This is a genomic window from Streptomyces jumonjinensis (assembly GCF_009600885.1).
In the GTDB taxonomy this organism is placed as follows: Bacteria; Actinomycetota; Actinomycetes; order Streptomycetales; family Streptomycetaceae; genus Streptomyces; species Streptomyces jumonjinensis.
Genome location: NZ_VCLA01000023.1, coordinates 15,014 through 41,298 on the forward strand (window position 1 = coordinate 15,014; position 26,285 = coordinate 41,298).

Consider the following 26,285-nt stretch of genomic DNA (forward strand, 5'->3'; position numbering starts at 1 on the left):
GAGGGAGTCCCCAAGTGATCGACCGCAGAGCCCTGTTGGACGACTTGAAGAAGCAGGTCAAAGCGGTCGAGGCGGACCTTTCACAACAGGTGAAAGCAGTCGGTGAAGTCGGCACCCGGCTGCGCGCCGAGTACGACCGGGCCCGCAAGCTGGGCCGGACGGCGGCGACCTGGAACTCCTGGCTGGACGAGCGGGTCACCCAGGTCGCCGTCGCCTGGGTGCTGGGCACGGTCTTCGTCCGCTTCTGCGAGGACAACCGGCTGATCCCGGAGCCGTATCTGACGGCCCCGGAGCCCGACCGCCGTGACCTGGCCCTGGCCCGGTACGAGGAGTATCTGTCGACGGCCGACGACCCGACGTTCCGGGGTTGGCTGGAGCGGGCGTTCGGGGAGCTGGGTGCGGGGCAGGCGGGGCGCCTGCTCTTCGACCGGAAGCACAATCCGCTGTTCCAGATACCTCTGTCGCACGACGGTGCGCGAGAGCTGGTCACCTTCTGGCGCGAGCGCGACGAGGTGGGTGTGCTCGTTCACGACTTCTCGGACCAGCTGAACGAGGACGGCACGGAGGGCTGGGACACCCGCTTCCTGGGCGACCTGTACCAGGACCTGAGCGAGGCGGCCCGGAAGACGTACGCGCTGCTCCAGACCCCGGAGTTCGTTGAGGAGTTCATCCTCGACCGGACGATGGACCCGGCGGTACGGGAGTTCGGGTATGAGGAACTGAAGATGATCGACCCTACGTGCGGGTCGGGGCACTTTGTGCTGGGGGCGTTTCGGAGGCTTGTGCGGTTGTGGGGGGAGGGGCAGCCGGGGCGCGATCTGCATGAGCGGGTGCGGGCCGCGCTGGACTCGGTGCATGGGGTGGACCTGAATCCGTTCGCGGTGGCGGTGGCAAGGTTCCGGTTGCTGATGGCAGCCATGGCGGCGGCGAACATCCGGACGCTGGCGAAGGCCAAGGAGTATGACTGGCCCATTCACCTGGCAGTGGGTGACTCGCTGATCAAGGACCGGCAGCTGGAGCTGGAACTGATTGGCGAGAAGTCTGGGGGGCGGCTGGTTGAGTTCGCCTATGCGACGGAGGATGTGCACGAGCACCCGAGGATTCTGGAGCAGGGGCGGTATCACGTGGTAGTAGGAAATCCGCCCTACATTCAAGTAGAAGATGTCAAGCTCAACAAGCTTTACCGAGAGCTATATGACGCTTGTGCAGGCACATATGCTCTATCGGTTCCTTTTGCTCAGAGGTTCTTCGAGCTGGCCCTGAGGGAGGGGGTAGGTGGGGGCGGGCATGGAATGGTTGGGCAGATCACTGCGAATTCATTCATGAAGCGAGAGTTCGGTGCAAAGTTGATCGAGGTCTATTTTCGGAATGAGGTGGAATTGACAGAGGTTATCGATACTTCAGGCGCCTATATTCCGGGGCATGGGACACCAACGGTGATTCTTATTGGAAAAAACCGACGGGGAAGTGACCGGTCCTCGACGATTCGAACAGTCCGTGGGGTGCAGGGAGAGCCTGGTTTTCCAGAAAAGGCCGAGGAGGGGCTGGTTTGGAAGGCCATCTTGGATCAAGTCGAGAATCCGGGTTCCACTAGCCGATGGGTCTCGGCGGGAGACTTGGAGCGTGAGCGGTACTTTGGTAAGCAGCCGTGGATTCTGGCCGCTGATGGTCTGGAGATGGTAGAGCAGTTGCAGGCTGCTTCAAATCAGACTCTTTCTCAGGTAATCGATGCGATCGGTCGTACGACTAAGTCGGGAGCCGACGACATTTTCTTTCTTCCGGATGAGGCGACCGCTATTCGTCTTGGCCTGAAGAATTCCGTTAGGCAGCTTGTTACGGGTGCCAGCGTGCGAGATTTTGAGATTTTTGACACGATCACTCTTTGTAATCCGTATTCGGATGGGAAGAATTCTGATCCGATTCTTGCGTCGTCGGGTCTGGTGAGTCGGCACTTGTGGAAGGCGCGGACAGTTCTTACGCGCCGCAGGATCTTCGGTAAAGAAATCACCGCGCACGGTCGCCCATGGTATGCACACCTCGAAAGCTACCCCGGTAAACTCGGTAGTCAGATTGGTATCACGTTCCCGTTTGTCGCTACGCACAACCACTTCTCGATCGACCGAAATGGCCGCCTGTTCGGCAGTACTTCGCCCGTGATCAAGCTACAGGAAGGTGAAACGGAGGAGAAGTATCTCCAACTGCTGGGGCTGCTTAACAGCTCAACTGCCGGATTCTGGCTAAGGCAGGTCAGCCAGGGTAAGGGGGGAAGTGGCCTCGGGCGTGGTATCCAAAGTGAATCTTGGGAAGAGCGCTATGAGTTCACCGGAACCAACCTTGAGGAGTTCCCCCTTCCTGTCATATATCCGACTGCCCTTGCCGCCGATCTTGATCTCCTTGCCCAGCAACTCGCTGCCAGCAGTCCCTCTGCCCTAGCCTCTGAAGCGACCTTCACGGTCGGCGACCTGCGTGCTGCTCGAATTGCCTGGTCCTCTACTCGCAAACGTATGATCGCGCTTCAGGAGGACTTGGACTGGCAGGTCTACTCCCTCTATGATCTGCATTCTGAGGATCTTCGGATGTCAATAGACTCCGAGAACCCGAATATCCCGGAGCTTTCCCTCGGCGAGCGCGCCTTCGAGATTGTTCTCGCCCGTCGAGTAGCCGCAGGCGAGGCCAGCGGCGAGTGGTTCAAGCGGCACGGTTCCACGCCCATCACCGAGATCCCGGCGCACTGGCCCGCCCCCTACCGTGAGATCGTCCAAAAGCGGATCGACGCCATCGAGTCCAGCCGCGCGATCGGCATGATCGAGCGGCCCGAGTACAAACGGCGATGGGCAACCGAAGGATGGGACTCGCTCCAGGAGAAGGCGCTCCGGTCCTGGTTGCTTGACCGGATCGAGAGCCGTGAGCACTGGTTCGATGAGAGCGACATGCCCGCCCTGGTCACGCTCTCCCGGCTCACGGACGGGCTCTCCCGAGATGAGGACTTCGTCTCCGTCGCGGAGATCTACGCGCCGCGCAAGGAGCTGCCCGCCGTCGTCGCCGAGCTGATGGCTGACGAGCACGTGCCGTTCATCCCCGCCCTGCGGTACAAGCCCTCCGGCCTGAAGAAGCGCCAGGACTGGGAGGACGTCTGGGACCGTCAGCGGCAGGAGGATGCCGAGACGGACGAGTTGGCCAAGCGGAAGATTCGGGACGCCATCCCCGTACCGCCGAAGTACACCTCGGGTGACTTTCTGCGGCCCTCGTACTGGAGGGCGCGTGGCAAGCTGGATGTGCCCAAGGAGCGGTTCATCTCGTATGGGCAGAGCAACACGCCCACGCCCGAGATGTATGGCTGGGCGGGCTGGGATCATCAGGAGCAGGCGTTTGCGCTCGATGCGTACATTGCCTCGCGCGAGGAGTTGACGGCCGAGGAGCTGACGCCGTTGCTCGCGGGACTGTTGGAGCTTCAGCCTTGGCTTGAGCAGTGGCACGACGAGTTCGACGACACCTTTGGCACGTCGCCGGCCAAGTACTTCAAGGGCGACCGGCAGATGGTGCAGGGCCAGCATGGCCTGACTGACGACGATCTGCGCGCGTGGCGACCGGTTGCCGCGACCCGGGGGCGTCGTACCGCCAAGAAGTAGGCCCGTCGGAGATATCGATGGCCCCCGTGAACTCAATTGGTCACGGGGGCCGTTCAGCTGGGGGCGGGTGTTCAGGCGCGCAGCTGGTCATCCTTGACGGCGGTCACGAAGGACGACCAGCCGCCCGCCGGGAACACAAGCACCGGGCCGTGCGGGTTCTTGCTGTCCCGGACAGGTATCGCGGTGGTGAAGTCGTCCGAGACCTCGACGCACGCGCCGCCATCCTGATTGCTGTAGCTGCTCTTGCGCCAGGTCGTGGCGGTCAGGTCGATGAGTCGCACGGCAGTTCCTCCAACATGCGCAAGACGAATTTCAGTGACTCGGCCGGTGGCAGCGCCAGGTCACGCGTCGCATCGTACGCACGTTGAATGCGCTCTACCGCGACGTGCTCCTCGATGAGTTCGCCTCCGTAGCCGTGCTCTGTGTATGCCACCGTGCGAGCGTCCGGCAGCCGCAGGAACCAGACGTCCGTGCTCGACAGGCCATGCAATCCAGCACCCTGCGGCAGCACATGAAGCGTCAGATTCGAACGCTCGGCCATCTCCGCCAGATGCTCCAACTGCCTCCGCCACTCGCCCGCATCCCGCAGGGCCGTCCGCAACACCGCCTCCGACAGGATCGTCCGGAACGGTGGCGCATCCTCCCCCTCCAGCAGCTCCTGCCGCCCTATCCGCGCCTCCACCTGCTGGGTCAGCTCATCCCCCTTGAACCCACCCGCAGCCAGCAGCTCCCGCGCGTACCCCGGTGTCTGAAGCAACCCCGGCATCACGCTCACCGCGAAATGCCACAGGCTCACCGCCTCCGCCTCCAACCCCATGTACCGCCGGTACCGCTCCCGGAACTGCGACTTGTCCCCGGCGGCCAGCTCCCACATGGCCAGCAGCATCCCGGTCGTCCCGTAATAGGTGTCGAGCGCCTGCACGACCTCCGGGCCGCCCAGCGTCTCGCCCTTCTCCATCTTCCCGAACAGGGACCAGTCCCAGCCCAGTCGTTCCCCGAGCTGGCGCAGGCTCACCCCGCGTCCCGTCCGCAGCAGCCGCACTTCTTCTGCGAACCGCTGGCGCGGCTCCTGGCTCCGGCCCGTGATCACCCGCCTTGGCGGCATGTCGGCTCCCCTCCGTGACGCCCGTGAGGTCCGTGGAAGGTGTGGAACTAACGCAGATCGGCGCGGAAGCGACAGCTCACCCACGGCATAGGCGGCCTTCTCCGGATTCATTCTCGTAATGCCCAGGCTACGCAGAGTAATCCACTCTGTGTCGTCAGGGCAGCGAAACCCCACAGAACGGCAGAGGGAGCCCCATCGTGACCACCGAGCGACGAGCCGCCGCCGATACCCCCGCCACCCCCACCGCATCCGCCGCCCAGCGCAAGAAGCAGGAGGCCATGGACGCCCGCGACGCCCTCGCCTCCGCCCTCACCCTGGCCGGCATCCAGCTGCCCGCCATGGACATCCGCACCCCCTGGCCGGACGAGGCCCGCTACGCCCTCGTCCACCTCGGTCCCTGCTCGGCTCCCGTGGCGCACGCCCTGGCGGCCGTGATCGCCAAGGGGGTCTCCCGATGACGCCGGAGAAGCACCCCGGCATCGGGGAGACGGTGCGGGACGCCGAGCACAAGCGCGTCGGCGTCGTGATGGGCCGGGTCGGACCGTATGTACAGCTCCGGCCTCTCGGCGGCGGGCGCGAGTGGGACGCCGACCCGGAACGCGTGGTGCCGCTGACCCCGCCGGAAGCGCTGAGCGCCCGCGTCGCCGAGGTGAACGCCCGCAGCCGGGAGAGCGCCGCCGCGGGCTGAGCGGACCGGACGGGCCGGGGCAGAAAGGAGATTCGCCACTGTCCACGGCCTGTGCGAGGGGCGAAGGCGGTTGACATGGCGTCAGGAAGGTTGCTACCAGTGGTTCCGCGCTCACCAGTGGTGTCGGAGCGTGTCCCGGGAAACGTCGACCCCCGCAATGAACAGCGACGGCCGTGCCGTCAGAAGGTGAGCGAGACGCGCAATGGCTCAGCAGCCACCCCTGCTCCGCGATGTCATCGACATCAAAAAGTCGATCTCGACCTCCGACTTCGTTCTTCAGCTCTCCGAGGCGACCACCCCGGAGGGCGCGGAGGACGCGCTCAGGGACTATGTCGTCACGGAACGGCTGCTGGAGAACTTCGACGAATCCCTCGGCCTGATCAAGGCCGCTCTCGACGGCCACACATCCAAGGCGGCCTACCTCCACGGATCCTTCGGTTCCGGTAAGTCGCACTTCATGGCCGTACTGCACGCACTGCTCAGCGGCAGCCCGGCGGCCCGCAGCCGGGGCGACTTCGACCCCGTGCTGAGCCGGCACGAATGGCTCGGCACGGACGGGAAGAAGTTCCTGCTCGTGCCGTACCACATGCTCGGGGCGAAGGCTCTCGAACAGCGCGTCCTCGGCACCTACGTCAGCCATGTCGGGAAGCTCCACCCGGAGGCCCCGACCCCGCAGGTCTACCGGACCGATGCCCTCTTCGCCGACCTCCGGGCCATGCGGGACCGGATGGGCGACGAAGCCGTCATCAGGGGGCTCGCCCCGGCCGCCGGCGGCGCGGCGGACGAGGACGACGAATGGGGGGAGTCCTTCGCCTGGAGCCCCGCTCTCCTCGACACCGCCCTCGCCGCCGAGGAGATCCACGAGGCGGGTTACGCACTCAACCTGGTCAGCCCCTCCACTCCGGTGGAGCTGCGAGCGCGCCTCGTTCAGGACGCCGGTACCCATCTCCTGCCCGGTTTCGCGCAGAACGCCGCCGAGAGCGAGCACGGATTCATCTCGCTCGACGCGGGCCTCTCCGTCATCGCCGAGCACGCCAAGTCGCTGGGCTACGACGGTCTGATCCTCTTCCTCGACGAGCTGATCCTCTGGCTCGCCACCCTCATCCACGACCAGAAGTTCGTGGGGCGCGAGGCAGGCAAGATCACCAACTTCGTGGAGGGCGCGGACGCCCGCCGGGCCATCCCCATCGTGTCGTTCATCGCCCGCCAGCGCGATCTGCGCGAGCTGGTCGGCGAGGAGTTGTCGGGCGCGGCCGAGTCCTCCATCCAGGACACCCTCAACCAGGCATCCGGCCGCTTCGACAAGATCACGCTGGAAGACCGCAACCTCCCCCAGGTCGCGCATGCCCGGCTGCTCCGGCCCAAGAGCGCGGACGCGGCGGCGCTCATCAAGGCCGAGTTCGAGAAGACCCGCAAGGTCCGCCAGGAGGTGTGGGACACCCTGCTCGGCTCCGACCGGGGCGCCGACGGCGTCGGCGCAGACGAGGAGAGCTTCCGTCTCACGTATCCCTTCTCGCCCGCGTTCATGGACACCCTGGTCCAGGTGTCCTCCGCGCTCCAGCGCAACCGGACCGGTATGAAGCTCATGGGGCAGCTCCTCGCCGACCACCGCGACCAGTTGCGGCTCGGTGATCTGATCCCGGTGGGCGATCTGTATCCGTTGATCACCGCGGGCGGAGACAAGCCGTTCACCGACAGCCTGAAGGTCGTCTTCGAGGCGGCGGACAAGCTGTACCGGACGAAGCTGCGCCCCTATCTCCTCGCCGCGTACAACGTGTCGGAGGAGGACATCGAGCAGTACACCCACCGCTCCGACAGCATCACCGACCAGGCTCTGCGGGGCCGGGTGAAAGCCTTCACCGGCGACAACAGGATCATCGGCACCCTGCTGCTCTCCGCGCTCGCCCCGAGCGTGCCCGCCCTCGCCGATCTGACGATCCGGCGGCTCTCCGCACTCAACTACGGGTCGGTCGTCGCCCCGATCCCCGGCCGCGAGTACGGCATCCTGAAGAACAAGGTCGCCGAATGGGCCGGCCGCTTCCCGGAGATCAAGGAGACCGGCACCGAGGCCAACCCGGGCGTCCGGCTGGAGCTGACCGGTGTCGACGTCGACTCGGTCATCGCCAACGCCAACGTCAACGACAACCCGGGCAACAGGAAGGCCCTCGCCAAGCGGCTGCTGGCCGGGGAACTCGGCATCGAACAGGGCAAGCTGATCGACGAGCTGAACTTCGTCTGGCGGGGCACCGACCGTTCCGTCGAGGTGATCTTCGGAAACGTCGCGGACGAGGAGGAGCTGCCCGACCACGATCTGATGCCGCAGCAGGAGGGGCACTGGCGAATAGCCGTCGACCTGCCCTTCGACGACAGCGAGTACGGGCCCGTCGAGGACGCCGACCGCATGCGCCGGCTGCGCCGGAAGCAGCAGGACAAACAGTCCCGTACCGTCGCCTGGCTCCCCACCCACCTCTCCGCCCAGCGGTACGGCGACTTCCGCCGGCTCGTCGTCATCGACCGGGCGCTCGCCGACGGCCAGCGCTTCGACAGCCAGTACGCGGGCCACCTCAACGCCGACAACCGCGCCCGCGCCAAGGGCCTCCTGGAGACCCAGCGCGAGTCCCTGCTCAAGAACGTCAAGCTGGCCTTCAAGCAGGCATACGGGCTCGCCGAGAAGAAGGCCGCCGATGTGGAACTCGGCTTCGGCGACCATCTGGAGTCGCTGCGCGAGGTCGACGGCCTGACCCTCTCCTTCGGCCAGTCCCTGCACGACGGAATCCGGCACATCGCCGGCAGGCTGCTCACCGCCCAGTATCCGGACCATCCGAACCTGGACCCCGAGAACACCGGCGCCAACGTCAAGCCCGCCGACGCCCGCAAGGTGTTCACCCACATCCGGGCCGCCGCCGAGGCCCGCGACGGGCGTACCGAGATCCCGGCCGGTGACCGGGCGCTGATGCGCCGACTGGCCGGACCGCTGCTGCTCGGCCGGCAGAAGGAGGCGTACTTCGAGCTGTCCCCCTACTGGGCGGACCACTTCCGGCAGCTCGCCGCCGAGAAGGGCGTCACCGGCGACCTCACCCTGATCACCCTCACCGACTGGACGGACCGGCCCGCCCCGCGCGGCCTGCCCGATTTCCTCGCCCGGCTCGTCGTCGTGTCCTTCGCCGAGATGGACGACCGGGTGTGGGTGCGCGAGGGCATGCCGCTCGACCCGGCGCCCGAGCTGTCACAGGTCAAGGACCGCGACGCACTGCGGAACCAGCCCCTGCCCTCCGAGGAGGACTGGGAGAGGGCCCGGCAGCGTTTCGAGGCTGTCTTCGGCGAACCGGCGCCCTCCCTGCGGCGAGGACGCATCGTCAACCAGTTCGCCCGGCAGATCAGCAGGCAGGCGAGCGCCTACGACGGGCCCGCCACCGAGCTGGTCGGTGAACTGGAGAAGCACGCCGGATTCCTCCATCTCGACGAGACGGACGAGACCGGGCGGCTGGCCCTCGCCCGGCGGGCCGAAGCCCTGCTCAAGGCCCTCACCCAGGGAGTGGGCCACGGCGCGGCCGGGGCGAAGAAGACGGTGGAGGCCCTGGCCGGCTTCGACCTCGGTCCGGTGGGCGCCGACCGGTACGGGGCGTCGGTCAAACAGGCGGGCAAGGTGGTCCAGGCACTGGGCGCGGCGCCCTGGGACATCCTGGGTCTCGCCTCGGCCAAGGGTCCCGAAGGCCAGAAGCTCCTTGAATCCCTGCGCACCGCGGCCCGCGCCGATCAGTGGAGCAGCGACCTCAAGGCGGCCCTGGAGCGCACGAAGATCGATGTCGTCGCACTGCTGAAGCGCACCGACGCGGCCCCCGCGACGCCGCCCGCACCCACCGCTCCCGACCCCCGGGCCGGGGATGTGCCGCTGAACACGGGAACCAGCGACCCCCGTATCGACGGGCCCCTGTCCCTGCCCGCCGCAGCCGGCCCGAGCCGGACGGCCCGCTCCGGCGGACGGCGCACCACGGCCGCCCACGCGGTGGCCGAACTCCGGGACGAGCTGGCCGAGCTGGTCGCCCGGGAGCCCGGTGCCACCATCGAGATCACCTGGCGGGTCGTCGACCGATGAGCCCTACTGCCACCACCGGCCCCACTGTCGCCGTACGGCTGAACCTCGCCACCGTCACCCAGTATCTGTCGTCCCAGAGTTCACTCGCCGCCTCCCTGGCCGGAGGCGGCAAGCGCCGGGTCGTCCTGCTCCGCTCGGCGCCGCAGTGGGACGGCCCCGCCGAACCCGTATGGGGTGACGGGCTGACCGCCCGTATCGTGGCCGCGTCCTCCCCGCTCGCCGTTCACGAACTGCTCCTCGATCATCTGGGAGCCGGAGCCGGAGCCGCCACCGGTCCGCTGGTTCTCGTCGTCCTCACCGACCGCGAGCAGAGCGAACTCGACCCGGCGATCCTCGCACGGGCCCACAAACCGCGCATCGAGAACGTCGACACCTGGGATGTGGTCCGCGAGGCATTCGGCGCCGAGCAGGTCGACCCCCGCCTCAAGGACGCCAACTGGGCCGCGGAGGCCCTTCTCGGCGCCACCCCGCCGGGCGGCTGGCCGGCGCTGGCCGGCGGCATGCTCTCCCGGCGCACCGCGCTCTCCGCCCTGGCGCTGCGCCGGCTGCGACTCGGCAGATACGACGCCGAGACGGACCGCACGGGCCGTACGCCGACGGGCGACAGCCTCGACACCCACACCCTGTTCGGCTGGTCCCTGACCCCCGGCGGCCCGGAGCGCCTGCTGGAACTGCGCGGCCCGGAACGCGCGGGACTGGCCGCGTTCCTCGGCGAGGAGGACCAGGCCGGTCCCGCCGGACGGGCCCTGTTCGCCCTGGTCGATGCCGAGCACGGCGCGGAAGCGGTGGCCTTCGGCCTGGTCTGCGCGGCACTGTGGCTGCACGGCGAACCGGACGCCGCCGCCTATCGCGCCCGGGGCCGCGCCGAGCGCTGGTTCGGGGAGCGGCCTCCGGCCGTCGGCGAGGAGCTCGACGCCCTGGTGTCCCGCTTCGCCCTGGCCGCCGAGGACTACGTCTGCGCCCTGCTCGCCTCCGCCGCCCGCGGCGGAGCCGGGGACAAGGACGAGGCCCGCGCGGCCCGTCGGCTCAGCGACACCGTCCTGGACCGGGCGTCCGCGCTGGTCCGGCAGTTCGGCGCCGAGGCCGCCGCCGAGGCCAGCCCGGTACTGGCCGCGGGCCTGGAGGCCAGATTCGCGGCCGTCGGGCGTGCCCTCGCGTCCGGCCGGTCCGCCACGGTCTCGGAGGCGGTCCGCGCCCTGAGCGACCACCAGCGTGCCGACGGGCCGGAGACCCGGGCGCGGCTGGAGCGCGCCCGGATGGGACAGCGGCTGGCCCAGTGGCTGGCCGGCGACCCGGACACCGAGTCCGGCACGGTGGCCGCCGCCATAGAGCGGCAGATCGCCGAGACCGGATGGGTGGACCGGGCGCTGGAACACGTCGAGGCGGGCGGCGACCCGGACCCGGTCCTGAGGTCGGCGTACGACACGCTCGGCACCCGGGTGCGCCGGAAACGGCACGAGATCGACCGCGACTTCGCCCGTACCCTCGCGAACTGGACCGCTGCGGGGACCCCGCCCGGCTCGATGCTGACGGTGGAGACCTTCCTCGACCGGGTCGTCGGACCCGTCGTACGGGACGGGAGCGGCAGGCGCGTACTGCTGCTCGTCCTGGACGGGATGAGCGCGGCCATCGCCACCGAACTCGGCGAGGAGCTTCGTGCCTCGTGGGCCGAGTTCGATCCGGTCAAGGAGGGTGCGCCGGGCCGCCGTGCGATGGCGGCGGCGCTGCCCACACTGACAGCCGTCAGCCGAACGTCCCTCTTCGCGGGAAAGCTGATGAAGGGCACACAGGCGGAGGAGCGGAGACTGTTCCCCGCCCACGCCTTCTGGGGCGGGGCGCCGGCCGCCGTGTTCCACAAGGACGACCTGCGCGCCGAGGGCTCCGGAGACACCTTCGGTCCGGCCCTCACCGACGCCCTCGGCGACGAGCGGACCCATGTCGCCGTCGTCCTGAACACCATCGACGACCGCCTCGCCAAGGAGCAGAAACTCGGCGACGGCGCCTGGCGCCTCGATGAGATAGGGCGGCTCCGCGATCTGCTGCGGGTCGCCGCCGCGCAGGGCATGGCGGTGATCCTGACCAGCGATCACGGTCATGTCGTGGACCGGCACGGCACGAAGGCGGAGGCGGTCCAGCCGGAATCCGCCCGCCATCGCACTCCCGATGGACCGCTTGGGGCATCCGAGGTCGCGCTCACCGGCCCGCGCGTGGTCTGGCCCGAGCCCGGCGCCTCGATCGTCGCGCTGTGGGACGCGGACTCGCGCTACACCGCCCTCAAGGCGGGCTACCACGGCGGCGCGGCCCTCCGGGAATTCACCATCCCAGTCCTCGCGTTCCTCCCCTTCGGCGCCACCCCGCCCGCGGACTGGCGCGAACTGGGCGACCCGAGCCCGGACTGGTGGCTGCCGGACGGCCAGGACGCCCGTCCGCCGATCCCGGCGCAGCCGTCCGCCGATCCCGCCGTGGTCCCGGAGAAGCCGGGCCGGGCGAGGCCGACGAAGGCACAGGCCGCACTGGCCGAGACGCACGACTCCCTCTTCGACGTCGCTCTCGTACCTGCGGTCGAAGGGGCGCCCACCTTGATCAGCCCAGTCCTGGTCTCGCCGGACGACGCCCTGCTCACCGTGCTCTTCGCGTCGGACACCTTCAAGGACCAAGTCGGGCTGCTCGCCCGCAGACCGCCGATGGACCGGGTAGAGAAGGCGGTCCGCGCCCTCCTCGACGCCGGGGGCACCCTTCCGGTGACCGCGCTGGCGCAGCGCGTCGACTACCCGGCCACCCGGGCGGACGGCTTCGCCGCAGTCCTGCGCCAGCTCCTCAACTACGACGGAGTACAGGTACTGGAGACGCTCCCCGACGGGCGGACGCTCCGGCTCCATCTCTCCCTGCTGCGTACTCAGTTCGATCTGGGCTGACGCCCCGTTCACCGACCTGCCGGGGCCGCCGCCGGTGAGGGCGGCGGCTCCGGCAGGTCGGGTGGGGCGGACAGGCGGACGCGGCCAGGCACGGATGGGAGACTGGGGCGGTGACCGAGCCCCGTCCCACCATCTCCGTCTCCGCCGCCCGCCGCCGCACCGTCCTCGACGCGCTGCGGCGTGGCGCCGTGCCCGAGAGTGGACTGGACCTGCTGGCCACCGGCCTTGACCGGTATGAGGCCGCCCTCAACGCGGAGCTGGACGCGGTCGCCTCCGGGGCGTCGGTGTTCAAGGCCGTGCGGGGCGAGTACGGATCGGGCAAGACCTTCTTCACCCGGTGGCTGGGCGAGCGGGCCAAGCGACGGGGTCTCGCCGTGGCCGAGATCCAGATCTCGGAGACCGAGACCCCGCTGCACCGGCTGGAGACGGTCTACCGGCGGCTCACCGAGCGGCTGGCCACCGCGAGCTTCCCGCCGAGCGCCCTCCGACCGGTCGTGGACTCCTGGTTCTACGCACTGGAGGAGGACGCCCTCGCCGCCGGGGCCGACGAGGACGATCTGCCGGACGAAGTCGAGAAGCTGCTGACCGCGCGGCTGGCCGAGGTGTCCCGGCACGCTCCGTCCTTCGCGACCGCCCTGCGCGGCTACCGCTCCGCTCTCACGGACGGCGACGAGGCGACCGCCGCCGCGGTCCTGGCCTGGCTGGGCGGCCAGCCCCATGTCGCCGCGGCGGCACGCCGGTCCGCCGGGGTCCGCGGCGACCTCGACCACTTCGGGGCCTTCGGCTTCCTCCAGGGAGTGCTGACCGTGCTGCGCGACTCCGGACACCGGGGACTGTTCGTCGTCCTGGACGAGGTGGAGACCCTTCAGCGCGTCCGGTCGGACGCTCGCGACAAGGCGCTGAACGCGCTGCGGCAGCTCATCGACGAGGTTCACTCGGGCCGATTCCCCGGCCTCTATCTGGTGATCACCGGCACACCGGCGTTCTACGACGGCCCGCAGGGAGTGCAGCGCCTCGCCCCGCTCGCCCAGCGTCTCGCCACCGACCTCACCACCGACCCGCGGTTCGACAATCCACGCGCTGTCCAACTGCGCCTGCCCGGCTTCACCCAGGAGTCGCTGATCGGTCTCGGGACGACCATCCGCGATCTGTACGCCGAGGGGGCCGGCGCCCCCGACCGCGTCAAGGCCCTCGCGGACGACGCGTACGTCGCCGACCTGGCACGGGCGGTCGGCGGAGCCCTCGGGGGGAAGGCCGGAGTCGCGCCCCGGCTCTTCCTGAAGAAGCTGGTCGGCGATGTTCTCGACCGGGTCGATCAGTTCGAGGACTTCGACCCCCGCCGGCACTACCGCCTCACGGTGACGAGCGGCGAACTCACCGACGTCGAGAGAAATCTCGCGACTGCCGTGTCAGCCGGTGACATCGACCTGGACGTGTGATGAGCGGCTCCGACGAGCACGACGCCCTGCTCCGGGGCGACCCCGTTCCATCGGTCCCGGGCGACCGCGTCGACCGGCTCGACCCTGCCCCGTCGGCCCCGGGTGACCCCGTCGACCGGCTCGATCCCGTCGTCCTTCACCATGTGGTGAACACCCTCGGCTGGCCCGATCTGCGACCGCTTCAACGGGCCGCGATCCACCCGCTGATGGACGGCGAGGACGCCGTGCTCCTCGCACCCACCGCGGGCGGCAAGACCGAGGCCGCCTGCCTGCCGATCCTCTCGGCCATGTCCGAGCAGCGCTGGTCCGGTACCTCCGTGCTCTATCTGTGCCCCCTCAAAGCGCTGCTCAACAACCTGGTGACCCGCATCGACGCCTACGCCCAATGGCTCGGGCGCCGCGCGGAGCTGTGGCACGGGGACACGAAGGAGTCACAGCGGCGACGTATCCGCAACGATGGGCCGGACATCCTGCTGACCACCCCCGAATCGCTGGAGGCCATGCTCATCGGGGTGAAGACCGACCACACCCGGCTGCTGGGCGGCGTCCGGGCCGTCGTGGTGGACGAGGTGCACGCCTTCGCGGGGGACGACCGCGGCTGGCATCTGCTGGCCGTACTGGAGCGGCTGGAGCAGGTCACGGGACGCCCCATCCAGCGGATCGGGCTGTCGGCGACCGTCGGGAATCCGCGGCAGCTGCTCACCTGGCTCCAGGGATCCGGCGCGGGCGAACGCCCGGGACGGGTCGTGGCCCCGGACCTCACCACGCCTCCGGACGCCGCCCCCGTACCCGCCCCCGTACCCGGTACCGGTGAGGGGAGCACACCACCCCCCGGTGAGGTGGAGCTGGACTATGTGGGCTCCCTCGGCAACGCCGCGAAACTGATCGCCGCGCTGCATCGGGGCGAGAAGCGGCTGGTGTTCTGCGAGTCCAGACGCCAGGTGGAGGAGCTCGGTGCGGCGCTGCGAGCGCGCGAGGTGACGGTGTTCCTCTCGCACGCCTCCCTGTCGGCCGGGGAGAGAGCCAGATCGGAGCAGGCTTTCGCGGAGGCGCGGGACTGCGTCATCGTCTCCACGTCCACGCTGGAACTGGGCATCGATGTGGGAGACCTGGACCGTGTCATCCAGATCGATTCGCCCCGCACGGTGGCCTCGTTCCTCCAGCGCATCGGACGCACCGGGCGGCGGCCGGGAAGCACCCGCAACTGCCTGCTCCTCGCCACCACCAAGGACACGCTGCTCCAAGCGGCTGCGCTCCTGCTGCTCTGGGGGCGTGGCTGGGTCGAAGCGGTGACCCCGCCGCCCGAGCCCCGCCACCTCGTGGCGCAGCAACTCCTCGCCGCCGCCCTGCAACAGCACCGGATGGGCGATCAGCTCTGGCCCGGGTTGTGGAACGGGCTCGCGCCCTTCGACCGCTCGGCAACCCCCATCCTGCGGCATCTGAGGAGTGAGGGCTTCCTCGACGAGGACGGCGGGATGCTGTTCATCGGCCCCGAGGCGGAACGCCGCTTCGGCCGCCGCCACTTCATCGAACTGACCGCCTCGTTCACCGCGCCCCCGCAGTTCACCGTTCTGTCCGGGCGCACCGAGATCGGACAGACGGACCCCTCCGTTCTGACCGAGGACCGGCCGGGGCCACGCCGGCTGCTGCTCGGCGGGCGCAGCTGGCAGGTGACCTTCATCGACTGGGGTCGCAGACGGGTCTTCGTCGAGGCGGTCGACGGCGGCGGCATCGCCAAGTGGACGAGCGGCTCGCTCGCCGGACTCTCCTACACCCTGACCCGAGCGATGCGCGAGGTACTCCTCGGAGCGGACCCGCCGGTCTCGCTCACCGGGCGGGCCGAAGCGTGCCTGACGGACTGGCGGACGGAGGACGCTCCGCACATGGCCCACCCCGGCGGAACCCTGGTGACCCGCCTGGGAACCGATGTGCGCTGGTGGACCTGGGCGGGCCACCGCGCGAACGCGACCCTCGCGGCCACGCTCGCGTCGATCACGGACCCCGTCCAGCGGCCGACCGACTGCTGGGTGCGGCTCCGGGAGGATCTGACTCCCGACCTGTGGCGGACCGCTCTCGAAGGGGCCGACGGGGGCGCCGCCCTGGTACTGCCGGATGTCGACCACCGCGCGGTGCAGGGGCTGAAGTTCTCGGCCGCCTTGCCCCAGCGCCTCGCGGTGGCCACGCTCGCCGCGCGACTGGCCGACTTCGAGGGAGCCCGCACCGTGCTCGGGGAGCCGGTGCGATTCCAGATCGGATGAATCGGCGGAATCGGCGGAATCGGTCCATCGCTGAAGCGCCGAGCGCGTGGAGTCCGGCGACTCCCGGGGGCGCGGGCGGCTGACCGGCCACGCCGCGCACGGTCCCGTACCTGATCTGACAGCGCCGGAATCCCGGGACAAGGCACCCCGTAACCACCCGTATGCGCGGACAGTTGACCCGGTGTGTCTGCATATAGCGCTGCGTCATCCGAGCCCGGCCGGAGCGGGGGGCCGTCGATGCTGCGGATCGCTTCGGCGTCGCTCGTCGGGACCGCCATCGAGTTCTACGACTTCTTCGTCTACGGGACGGCCGCGGCGCTCGTCCTGGGACCGCTGTTCTTCCCCACCTTCTCCCCGCTCACCGGAACGCTGGCCGCCTTCGGCACCTTCGCCGTCGGATTCATCGCACGTCCGCTCGGGTCCGTGCTCTTCGGGCACATCGGCGACCGGTACGGACGGCGCCCCGTACTGGTCGCGTCCCTGTTGACGACCGGGTTCGCCACCACCGCCGTCGGCTGTCTGCCGGCGTACTCCACCATCGGCACGGCCGCGCCCGTACTGCTTCTGCTGCTCAGATTCCTCCAGGGCCTCGGGCTCGGCGGCGAGTGGGGCGGAGCCGTGCTGCTCACCGCGGAGCACGCCCCGGCCGGGCGGCGCGCTCTGTGGGGCAGCTTTCCCCAGATGGGGCCGCCGCTGGGCTTCCTGCTGGCCAACGGCACGATGCTGACGCTGACCGCGGTGCTCTCCGACGCGCAGTTCCTCGCCTGGGGCTGGCGGGTGCCCTTCTGGGCCGCCGGTGTGCTCACCGTGGGCGGCCTGCTGCTCCGTACCTCGCTCGCCGAGACCCCGCACTTCCGCGAACTGGCGGAGACGGGCAGCCGCGCGGTCGCCCCCGCCGCCGAGGTGCTGCGCCACCACTGGCGCCTGCTGCTGCTGACCGCGGGCGGCCTCTCGGTCGGCTACGCCGTCTTCTACGCCGTGACCACCTGGGCCCTGGTGTACGGGACGGAACAGCTGGGAGTCAGCCGGACCACGATGCTGATCCTGGTGACCGCCGCCGCGGGGGTCAACGGCATGCTGACACCGCTGGCCGCGCTCCTCGGCGACCGCTTCGGCCGCCGTCCGATGTGCCTGGCGGGCAGCACCCTCGCGGCCGTATGGATGTTCCCCTTCATCTCGCTGCTGAACACGGGGGAGCCGCTGCTGATGTTCCTGGGCTCGCTCGTGGCGCTGATCGCGCTCGTCACGATGTTCTCGGTGGTCGCCGCGTATCTGCCCGAGCTGTACGAGCCGAGGGTGCGGTGCACGGGAGCGGCGGTCGGGTACAACCTCGCCGGTCTGCTCGGCGGCGCGCTCACGCCCATCGTGGCGACCGCCCTCTCGGACGGCGTCCGCCCGCCGTGGGGTGTGGCCGCCTGGCTCACCGGAGTCGCGCTCCTCAGCACGGCCTGTTTCGCCGCACTGCCGGAGACCCACCCGATGCCGGTACGGGCCGGCGCATCCGGACACACCGACGAGGAGCCCGCACCGGCGTGAGCCCGCGTGGCACCGCGTACTCCCCATGGTGTGTCCCAGGATGACCGCAGGCCCCCGAACCGTCGTCATTCCAGATCGGACAGCAGCAGGTCGAGGACCGACTCCTCCTCGACCCGGACGCCCGACTCCATGAGGGCCTGCGGGAGATCCGGGTCCCAGGGAGCCTCGGCCCGCTGCCCCGCGAGCGGCGGGCCGTCAGGTGCCGTGAGCGCTGCGGCGCGGTAGTCGGCGGCTGTGTAACGCCAGGGCCGCCACGGGACGCGGCGCAGCAGGGCGGACGCGATACGGAGCCCGCCCCAGTCGAAGTCTCCGTGGTAGAGGAGCGTTGCTCCACCCTCGTGCAGATGGCGCAGGAGGGCGAGCGCCGCGGCGGACGGCTGGCCCTGGAGGCATACCAGCGGCGCGGAGTGCGCGCCGTGCGTATCGGCTGCCGCCGCGAGCACCGCGGGGTTCTCGCAGATCCGGACGGCCGGAGCGGACACGTTCGGAGAGCGGCGGATGAGCTGCCGCAGGGTCAGGACGGACGGTTCTCCCGCATCGGCCATCCAGTCCAGGGCGGGGGTGCCCCGCAGGTTCAGGGTGAGGACGGTCGAGGACAGCTCGTCGCGCAGCAGACCGGCCGATGCCCAGGCATCCCGGCGCCATGCGGCGCCGGTGCCGTCGGGGAAGCCCGTCAGCGCTCGCACACCGGCGAGGGTGATGGTGGCCAGCGGGGTGCCGTCGTCCAGCGCGTGGGCACCGCCCAGGAGCCGGGCCGAGAACGTGGGAAGCGAGACGGGCGCCCCGGCGGGGAGGGCGCCGAGGGCGACGGCGACCCGACTCAGGAGCGCCTGCGCTGCGGCGGGGGTGCCGGCCAGCCGCCGTACCAGGCCCTCGGCCCGGAGCCGTTCGACCCATGCGGTGAGGGCGGGAAGCTCTGCCGCCAGGGCGTCGAGCGGGGCGTACGCCTCCTGCCAGGCCCGGTTCTCGGCCGCACGGGCCGGGCCGAGGAGGACTACCGGCCCGGTGAGCGCGACCACCGCCGACGCGAGGCCGTCCGGGCTGACCCCGGAGCGGCGCAGGACGGCGTCCACCTCGTCCAGCCGAACGGTCAGGGAGCGCCCGCTGCCCGGAGAGCGGCCCAGCAGCCGCTCGACCGAGGTCCGCTGGGCCGGCGTGGGCGTACGGAGGAAGACCGAGCCGGTGAGGGGCTGTTCGCGCGCCAGGCGCCGGCGTGCCCGGTCGACCAGCCAGGCGAGTTCCGGATCACCCAGCAGACGGCGGAGCCTCGGCCCGTCCACCGGGGTCGGTCCGTCCACCGGGCCGGCGGCGGGCGTCACGTCCATAGCGGCTCAGGTCCGGTGACCGGCTCCGGGGCGGCGACTGCCCCCGGTCCGGCGTTGGTGACTGCCTCCGGTCCGGTGACTGCCTCCGGTTCGGAGACCGGCTCCGATCCCGCGTCGCCGACCGCCCCCGTACGCACGTCTCCCATCGCGTGCCGCGACCGCACCGGATCCTCGCTGCGCCGCCGCCTGGCGCCGTCCCACTCCCAGCGGGTGACGAGCACCGCCGACACCTCGTCGATCCGCGACAGCTGGGCGATGGCGATGCCGGGCACCTGCGGATAGCACGCCCACTCGCGCTCGCTGGTCATCACCACGTCCAGATCGAAGGCGTGCAGCAGCCCCAGGCACTTGGCCCGCGAGTCGTCGTCGACGCCCGCGAACGCCTCGTCGAGCGTGACCAGGCGCGGCGCGTACGGGCTGGCCGCGCTCGCGTAGTGCGAGGAAGCCGCGGCGAACAGCGGTACGGACACGGCGAGGACCCGCTCGCCGCCCGAGGCCGGGCCCGTGGCCGGCACCCAGCGGCCGTGCTGGTGCCGATCGACCCCGAACTCGTGCCAGGAGCGGTAGTCGAGGGCGACGGTGAGGTGTTCGAGCCAGCTGCCGGAGGTGTCGTCGGTCTGCTGCCGGGCGATCTGCGCCTGGAGGAACTCGCCCACCGCCGTACGGTCCTCCGGGGTCCAGGCGTCGGCGGACTGACGCAGCCGCTCACGGGCCCGGGCCAGGCCGGCCGGAGCCTTGCGGGAAGCCCTCCAGACCAGCCGTAGCTTCATGCCCGTGGAGGTGGGGCGGTCCTCCAGTTCGGCGTTCATGTCCCGTACCTGCCGTTCGGCGGCCCCGATGAGCTCCTGGAGGGTGCCCGCGACCTCGGTGATCAGGTGGGTTTCGAGGATCTCCCGCTCATGGGAGGAGAGAATGCGCGTGAGTTCGCCGACCTCGGCGGTGAGCGCCTCGGCGAGTTCGGGCACGGCGCGCTCACGGCCCTGGTAGAGGATGTCCACGACCATGCCGTCCTCCACCATGCGGGCGGAGGCGGTGTGCCCGTGCCGGGACAGTGTGTCCTGAAGGGTCTTGAGCTCCTCGCTCAGCCGCCGCTGCACCCGTTCCCAGGCGCCGTCCGAGTCGTCGGCCGAGGCGAGACCGGACTCGATGGCGCGGGCGAGCGCGATGGCCGGGGTGGCCGCCCAGGGGCCGTCCGCCGCCGCCGGCACCGTGAGGTCCGGCAGGGCGACGGCGATCAGCCCGGTGGCGGTGAACCGCTGGAGTCCCGCGATGGCTTCCGCGCGCGCCTCGGCCGCTTCCGCGAGGCCCTTCTCCAGCTGTTCGATCCGGCCTTCCGCCCTGCTCGACGCACGGTCGGCCTCCGCGTGGCGCTTGCGGGCGGCCCGCTGGTCTGCCTCGCAGGCGCGCAGGGCCCCGGCCGTCTCGGCGAGGAGCCGCTGGAGTTCGGCGACGGCCGCGCCGACGGTGGAGCGCAGCGTCCGGTGGCGCTCGTCCGCCGCGGCTGCCTCGCGTCCGGCCTCCTCGGCGCGCAGCGCGAGTTCGGCGGCCCGCTCCGCCGTCTGCCCGGCCTCGGCGCGTTCCTCCTCCGTCTGGCGGACCGCCTCACCCCGTTCGCGCAGGGCCGGCCAGAGGGCGGCCAGGGCCACGGCGAGGGAGCCGTGGGCCCGGCGTACCTCCGCGAGGCCGGCCCGGTCGGCGGGCAGACCCAGTTCGGCGGCGGTCCGGGTGAGCTCCGTGACGGCCCGCTCGTCCCGCTCGGCTGCCGTGGCGAGGTCCGCGGCGCGTTCCTCGCGCCGCAGCCGGGCCCGGCGTACCGACTCCGCGGCGGCGGTCACCCGGGCATGCGCCCTGGTCAGGGGGGTCTCGTCGGGTACGCCCGCCAGCTCGGCGTCGAGCGTGCGACGGCGCGCGGCCACGAGCTCGGACTCCGCCGCGACCGTCTCCGACTCCTGCTGAAGCCGTTCCCGTTCGGCGCTCAGTAGGGCTGTACGGGCCCGTCGCGCCGTATCGCGCGCGCCCTCGCCGATGTACTCGGCGGCAGGCTTGGCCCAGCGGCCCGTGAGCGTACCGACGCGGAAACGTCCGTCGGTTCCCACCCAGGTTCCGGCTCCGCCGTCCTCTCCCGGGGCGACGGCGGGGACGGCGGCGACGGCAGGGACGGCGGGGGCGGCGGCGATGGCGGCGAGCAGCCGCGCCACCGTGTCCTCGCCCACCTCCGCGGCCCGCGCGTCGCCGCCGTCCACGGCCGGGCGCAGCAGCCCGTTGAGCGAGTCCCCGGCCACCGGCCCGGTCGCCGGGGAGAGCAGTACGTCGTGCCCGTTCGCGGCGAGGGCCCAGCCGTCGGGCAGCACCCAGGCGTCCAGCAGCCCCGACGCCTCCAGTGCCGCCTCCAGTCCGGCGCGCTCCGGCTCCGGGAGGCCGTCGCGGAAGTCCACCAGCCGCCACAGCGGCGTGCCGGGCAGCCGCTCGCGCAGCCCGGGTGTGCGGGTGTGCGGGGCCCGGGGGCCGCGCCGCCCGCCCGCCTCCAGCGCGGTCAGCTCCCGGCGGATCTCGTCGGTGCGCGCCGCCAGCTCCGCGCTCCGGCGTGCGGCGCCGGCCGCCAGGTCGGCCAGGTGCAGCGAGGCGGCGCTGTGGGCTCGTGCCGCGTGTGCGCGGGCCGGGTAGGGCCCGTCCAGATGCCGCGTCCACTCCTGGAGTTCTTCGAGCAGGCCGACCGGGTCGGGGCAGGCCAGCTCGGCCCAGGAGCGGGCGTGTTCCCGTACACCGTCCAGCAGGGACCGGCCGGCGCGGGCCGTGGTCTCCTCCGCCTGACCGAGCGCCGTCGCGGCCTGGTCGAGATCGGCGTCCGCCTCGTCGAGGCGGACGGAGGCCCGCCGACGGTCCTCGGCCGCGCGCTCGGCCGTCTCGGCGAGGCCCTCCGCGTGGGTGAGCGCGCGATGACCGCGGTCGGTCGACTCCTGCGCCGCGCGGCGCAGTTCGGGCTCGGGCAGCAGGTCGGACAGCAGGTCGGGCAGCCGGTCGTCGCCGGGGAGGTGGACCCGGGCGGCGGAGGCGGCCTCCCGCGCCTGGCGCAGGGTGTCCTCGGCACGGCGCCCGGCGGCGTCCAGCCGGTTCCCGGCGGCGCCGAGCCGCCCGAGCGCCCGGCTGTGCAGACGGGCGGCCTGATCCCGGTCGTCGCGGGCCCGGTCCAGGCCGTGGGCGGTCCGCTCCACCGCCTTGGCCGACTGCTCCAGCTCCCGGGCGCTGCGCATGTCGGGGCCCTCGCGCAGGGCCGCGTCCTGGGCCCCCAAGCGCGCGCCGGTCTCTTCCAGGGCGGCGATGCGCTCCTCGGCGGCGGCCCGTTCCTCCTGGGCGCGGGTCCGCTGGGTCTGCGCCTCGGCGAGGTCCCGCTGGAGGTGCTCGTACCGGGAGTGCTCACCGCGCGGCAGCCGGGCCCGCCGGCGGGTGGCGATCCTGGCATAGCGCCGGTAGTGGTCCAGGAAGGCGGAGGCGGCCCGCTCGGCGGCGGAGGCCGCCGCCAGCTCCTCCTTCTCCTCGTCCAGGGAGCGGAATGCCTCGGCCACATCGGCGATGACGGCCTGGTCCATGGGCGGCAGGGCCTCGGTGAGGGCGCGGGACAGGGACGCCTCGTTGGGGCGCTTGGACAGCTGCGGCTGACGCAGCTGGATGAGCAGGTCGACGAGGGCGCCGTAGCGCTGCTCGCCGAGGCCGAAGAGCGCCTCGTCGACGGCCCTGCGATACGACTTGGCCTGGTCGTACACCATTCCCCGGCCGTCGAGGGCCTCCGCGAGCCGGTCCCGGGTCAGGGCCGTGCCGGTGGCGTCGAGGAGGCTGAGGGACGCCTCGGCGGGTCCCTCCGGGCGGTGGTCGACGCGCTGGCGGGTGAGCGCGTACCAGTGGCGGGCGATGCCGCGCCCCCTGACGGCCTTGAGTCCGCAGATCAGCGTACGGAAATGGGGCTCGCCGCTGGTCTCGTCGAGTCTGCCGAACTCGATCCAGGTGTAGCCGAGCCGCTCGGAGTGCGGATGCTCGTCGCCGAGCAGCAGGTTCCACTCCATCCTCTTGCCCGGGTCGCCGTCCGGTTCGACGCGGCGTGAGCTGAGGTCCCCGTCGAGCAGGAACGGCAGGGTCAGGGCGAGCACCTTGGACTTGCCGGTGCCGTTGTTGCCGCGCAGGAGCAGCCGGCCGTCCCGGAAGTGGAACTCCTCCACGTCGTAGTGGAAGAGGTCCACGAGTCCGATCCGCAGAGGCTGCCAGCGGGATCGCGGTGGGGCGGGGAGCGGGGTCACGGCTTGCCGGCCTTTCGCTGGGCGGGCGTACGGTCGGCTTGTTGCGCGGGTGTACGGTCGGCGGCTTGCTGGGCGGACGTACGGTCGGCTCGCTGTGCGGGCGTACGGGCGGCGGCTCGTCGCGCGGGCGTATCGGCGGCGCCGGATTCGCGTACGACGGTCTCGCCGACCGCGTACCGGGCGAGGGCCGGGCGCGGTGCCACGCCGTGGGCTGTACGGGAGACGAGCCCGAGGGCGGCGAGCCGGGCCACGGCCTGTTCGACGAGTTCGGCTTCCATGCCCGGCTGTCGTGCGGACTTGGCCCAGAACCCGCCGTGCTCGGCGGTGAGTTCACGGACTCTCTGAGCCAGCCGGTCCGCCGGGACCGGGCCGTCCGCCGCGGCCAGGTGCTCGGCGAGCAGCAGGGTGACATGGCCGTGGGTGCCCTGCTCGGGCATCCGGAGGTCGGTGAGATCGTCTTCGGGGTCGACCATCGCGATGCCTTCGGCCCGCACCTCGGGAACCAGTCCGGTCAGCTCGGTGATGCGGGAGGTGAGGAAGCCGCGCTGCCGGGTGAGATAGCCGAGCTCGGCGTCGCTCAGCTCGTCGTAGTAGAGCACCGGGTCGTCCAGGAGCCTGCGCGTCAGTGAGCGCCGCATCGCGCGGAAGCGCAGTTCGTCGCTGTCCAGGGCGGTCTCGGCGACGAGTTCGGTCAGGCGGTCCGCGAGAGTCCCGGCGTGCACCGTGGAAGGACCGCGGCGGGCGGCGAGCAGCCCGGCCAGCACCCGCCGTTCAACGTCGTACAGCACATCCCCGGCTCCGCTGACGTACGCCTCCTCGTCGCCGGTGACGCGCCGCAGCACTCCGAGACCGAGCAGGAGCCGGACGACCGCCGCGAGATCGAGGCGCTCGTCGCGGCGGTCCAGGGTGAACTGGATTCCCGACCGCGCGAGCCGGGGATCGGCGGCGTCGAGGACGACCTGGTCGGCGAGGCGGCCGAGGGTGATCTGGGCCTCACCGCGTTCGAGGGCGGCGAGGGCGAGGCAGAGCAGGACATAGCGGCGGCGGGTGAAGGGGGCGGCGCCCCGGGTGGCCTCGCGGGCGGGGTGGGTGGAGTCGGTGAGTACACCCGGGATCTTGCGCAGACGGGCGGCCCCGGCGTCCGTCTGGAGGGACCAGCCGGTGTTTCGGTCGAACCATTCGCGCAGTTCGGAGGCGTGCCGGCGGACGAGCCGGAACTCGTCGGCGTACCGCCCGCCGGCGAGCAGAAGAGGCTGTTTGAGCAGGGCGCGGGCCGCCTTGCGGAGGTCGGCGGCGTGCTGGCCGTCGAGGACCTCGGCGGCCGGGGTGCTGTTCATCGGTCGCCGTCTCCGTCCGTCAGGTCCACAATCTCGATGAGGTGGTCGGGGCCGCGGAAGACGCCTCCCACCGTCCGGATCTCCGCGGTCGCGCCGTCGTCGAGAGCGCTGAGCCTGATCTCCATGGAGCCGTCGTTGCTGGTGGCCACGGTGTGCCGCATGCCGGGCCGCCAGGTGGCCAGCGCGTCGCCGAGCAGCTGGAGGAAGAGGCCGAAGGACGCGGGGTCGAGCTCACCGAGCCCGGAGAGCCGGGTGACGCCGCCGGTGACGAGCCGGGCACGGGCCGCCGTGGTCTCGGCGGCCTGCTTGGCGGCTATCGCGGCGAGCCTGCGGCGCGAGCTCTCCCGGTTCTCGACCCTGCGGGGCTTTCCGCGCCGCTCATAGCTGCCGGTGCGGCGCAGCTGGGGACTGATCCGCAGCGGCTCGGCCTCGGCCCACGGGGTGGCGGCGGGCACCGGAAGCGCGGCGCGGGCGGCCAGGGTGTCGGCATCGACGGTGAGGTGCCGCGCGGGGTACAGCCCGAAGGCCGTGCGCCACAGCCGGTGCCGGGCGTCGTCGTCGGGGGCCTCGGCGAACCAGCGGGCGAGCGTACGGAAGTCGGCGGACCGGTCCGAGCGCCCGGCCCTGCGCTCGTTGAGCGACCGGACGACGGCGAGGAGCTGGGGGATCGCGCCGAGGGCCCGTCCGCGCAGCAGCCGGGCCTGCGACGCGCGCCCGTCCCGGCTGATGAACCAGGCGGCGAGGCCGGTCCAGCGCCCGGCCCAGCGGTCGTACGCCTCCCGCTCGGCGTGCTCGGCCTCCTCCGGTGCGGCGTCCGCCGCCTCACGACCGGCGGCGGCCCACAGCAGCGGCTCGATGCTCCCGGCCTCCTCCAGCTCCAGGATCAGCCGGGCGATCCGTCCGCCGAGGGTGATCAGATCCTGGATGAACCGCTCCAGGTACTGGATGAGCCGGTCCTTGTAGGCGAGGAAGACCTCCTCTTCGACGTTGTGCAGATCGATCGTCCGCTGAAGGGATCCCATGAAGGCGCGGGCGTTGTCGGCGAGCGCGGCGAACCTGTTGGCCAGCGTGTCAAGCGCCAGATGCGTCTTGGCCTGATCCGGCTGCTCCTCGGCAGCCAGCACCAGAAGGGCCCGCAGTTGGGTGACGATGTCGTGCAGGGCGACGGCCTGGAGGGCGCCGCGCCACCCGAGCGCCTCGTCGTAGACGCCCAGGGCCTCCTCAGCGGCTTCTCCGGCCTGTGTGAGCTGGTAGATGAACCGCTTCCGGTAGAAGTCCTCGACGGCGGTGACCCGCGCGGTGTCGGGGTCGGCGCGGAGATTCCCCCAGCCCACGAGGGCGTCCAGCGCCTTCACCACGGCGTCGGGCTCAGGGGATCCGGCCTCGGCCGGCAGCGCGGCGCGCACGTCCTCGGGGCGCAGATGGACCGCGAACCGCTCCTTGGCGACGACGAACACCCGCATCACCTGACGGTAGAGAACGGTGTTCTGCACGGTGAGGTGGGCGAAGGGGCCGTACCCGCCCGGTCCGGGTTCCGGGGCGGTGGTGGTGACGCTCATCATCGGCCATTGTCCTGTAACCGGGCGGGCTCATGGACAGGGGCGAGATCACTTGGCTGATTCATGACGGTATGCGCTGGCGCATGTCCGCGCGCACCGAGGCGACCGG

General features: G+C 71.1%; 14 protein-coding genes. 8 read left to right on the forward strand and 6 right to left on the reverse strand.

Annotation, left to right across the window (positions count from 1 at the left end):
* Positions 1 to 14 precede the first annotated feature (14 nt).
* Complete coding sequence (gene pglX, locus FF041_RS02745; RefSeq protein ID WP_323391051.1) at positions 15 to 3,629, forward strand: BREX-2 system adenine-specific DNA-methyltransferase PglX; 3,615 nt, start codon at positions 15 to 17, stop codon at positions 3,627 to 3,629.
* A 71-nt stretch (positions 3,630 to 3,700) separates the two neighbouring features.
* Here pglX and FF041_RS02750 read toward each other — a convergent pair whose 3' ends face one another.
* Both FF041_RS02750 and FF041_RS02755 read right to left on the reverse strand, forming a co-directional pair.
* The gene (locus FF041_RS02750; protein WP_323391052.1) at positions 3,701 to 3,910 is read right to left on the reverse strand and encodes a DUF397 domain-containing protein; all 210 of its coding nucleotides are present in this window, start codon (positions 3,908 to 3,910) and stop codon (positions 3,701 to 3,703) included.
* Positions 3,892 to 4,734, reverse strand: a complete 843-nt coding sequence (locus FF041_RS02755; protein ID WP_153520866.1) for a helix-turn-helix domain-containing protein — start codon at positions 4,732 to 4,734, stop codon at positions 3,892 to 3,894. The genes FF041_RS02750 and FF041_RS02755 overlap by 19 nt, the downstream gene beginning before the upstream one ends.
* Before the next feature lie 197 nt (positions 4,735 to 4,931).
* Here FF041_RS02755 and FF041_RS02760 point away from each other — a divergent pair, with 197 nt between their 5' ends.
* The 7 genes from FF041_RS02760 (at position 4,932) to FF041_RS02790 (ending at position 17,666) form a co-directional block, all read left to right on the forward strand.
* A complete protein-coding gene (locus FF041_RS02760; protein WP_407698099.1) occupies positions 4,932 to 5,192 on the forward strand; it encodes a hypothetical protein in 261 nt (86 codons plus the stop codon).
* Complete coding sequence (locus FF041_RS02765; RefSeq protein WP_153520867.1) at positions 5,189 to 5,422, forward strand: hypothetical protein; 234 nt, start codon at positions 5,189 to 5,191, stop codon at positions 5,420 to 5,422. Before FF041_RS02760 ends, FF041_RS02765 begins: the two co-directional genes overlap by 4 nt.
* A gap of 202 nt (positions 5,423 to 5,624) precedes the next feature.
* Entirely contained in the window at positions 5,625 to 9,518 is a 3,894-nt protein-coding gene (gene pglY / locus FF041_RS02770; protein ID WP_153520868.1) for a BREX-2 system ATPase PglY, read from the forward strand.
* Positions 9,515 to 12,433 (forward strand): BREX-2 system phosphatase PglZ, encoded by a 2,919-nt coding sequence (gene pglZ, locus FF041_RS02775; RefSeq protein ID WP_153520869.1) that lies wholly within the window; start codon positions 9,515 to 9,517, stop codon positions 12,431 to 12,433. The genes pglY and pglZ overlap by 4 nt, the downstream gene beginning before the upstream one ends.
* A 110-nt stretch (positions 12,434 to 12,543) precedes the next feature.
* Positions 12,544 to 13,872, forward strand: a complete 1,329-nt coding sequence (gene brxD / locus FF041_RS02780; protein ID WP_323391054.1) for a BREX system ATP-binding protein BrxD — start codon at positions 12,544 to 12,546, stop codon at positions 13,870 to 13,872.
* A complete protein-coding gene (locus tag FF041_RS02785) occupies positions 13,872 to 16,130 on the forward strand; it encodes a DEAD/DEAH box helicase (RefSeq protein ID WP_153520870.1) in 2,259 nt (752 codons plus the stop codon). The genes brxD and FF041_RS02785 overlap by 1 nt, the downstream gene beginning before the upstream one ends.
* Positions 16,131 to 16,367: 237 nt before the next feature.
* Positions 16,368 to 17,666 (forward strand): MFS transporter, encoded by a 1,299-nt coding sequence (locus FF041_RS02790; RefSeq protein WP_153520871.1) that lies wholly within the window; start codon positions 16,368 to 16,370, stop codon positions 17,664 to 17,666.
* Between the two features lie 65 nt (positions 17,667 to 17,731).
* Here FF041_RS02790 and FF041_RS02795 read toward each other — a convergent pair whose 3' ends face one another.
* The 4 genes from FF041_RS02795 to FF041_RS02810 are packed head-to-tail and all read right to left on the reverse strand — an operon-like array spanning position 17,732 to position 26,179.
* Positions 17,732 to 18,991, reverse strand: a complete 1,260-nt coding sequence (locus FF041_RS02795) for a TIGR02679 family protein (RefSeq protein ID WP_153520872.1) — start codon at positions 18,989 to 18,991, stop codon at positions 17,732 to 17,734.
* Entirely contained in the window at positions 18,982 to 23,280 is a 4,299-nt protein-coding gene (locus tag FF041_RS02800; protein ID WP_323391057.1) for a TIGR02680 family protein, read from the reverse strand. Before FF041_RS02800 ends, FF041_RS02795 begins: the two co-directional genes overlap by 10 nt.
* Entirely contained in the window at positions 23,277 to 24,617 is a 1,341-nt protein-coding gene (locus tag FF041_RS02805) for a TIGR02678 family protein (RefSeq protein WP_153520873.1), read from the reverse strand. The genes FF041_RS02800 and FF041_RS02805 overlap by 4 nt, the downstream gene beginning before the upstream one ends.
* On the reverse strand, positions 24,614 to 26,179 hold the full coding sequence (locus tag FF041_RS02810) for a TIGR02677 family protein (protein WP_407698100.1): 1,566 nt from the start codon (positions 26,177 to 26,179) through the stop codon (positions 24,614 to 24,616). Before FF041_RS02810 ends, FF041_RS02805 begins: the two co-directional genes overlap by 4 nt.
* Positions 26,180 to 26,285: the final 106 nt, after the last annotated feature.

Coding starts and splice junctions, on each gene's coding strand:
- FF041_RS02755 (WP_153520866.1), bottom strand. CDS start 4,734: ATGCCGCCAAGGCGGGTGATCACGGGCCGGAGCCAGGAGCCGCGCCAG.
- FF041_RS02765 (WP_153520867.1), top strand. CDS start 5,189: ATGACGCCGGAGAAGCACCCCGGCATCGGGGAGACGGTGCGGGACGCC.
- pglY (WP_153520868.1), top strand. CDS start 5,625: ATGGCTCAGCAGCCACCCCTGCTCCGCGATGTCATCGACATCAAAAAG.
- pglZ (WP_153520869.1), top strand. CDS start 9,515: ATGAGCCCTACTGCCACCACCGGCCCCACTGTCGCCGTACGGCTGAAC.
- FF041_RS02785 (WP_153520870.1), top strand. CDS start 13,872: ATGAGCGGCTCCGACGAGCACGACGCCCTGCTCCGGGGCGACCCCGTT.
- FF041_RS02790 (WP_153520871.1), top strand. CDS start 16,368: ATGCTGCGGATCGCTTCGGCGTCGCTCGTCGGGACCGCCATCGAGTTC.
- FF041_RS02795 (WP_153520872.1), bottom strand. CDS start 18,991: ATGGACGTGACGCCCGCCGCCGGCCCGGTGGACGGACCGACCCCGGTG.
- FF041_RS02805 (WP_153520873.1), bottom strand. CDS start 24,617: ATGAACAGCACCCCGGCCGCCGAGGTCCTCGACGGCCAGCACGCCGCC.
- FF041_RS02810 (WP_407698100.1), bottom strand. CDS start 26,179: ATGATGAGCGTCACCACCACCGCCCCGGAACCCGGACCGGGCGGGTAC.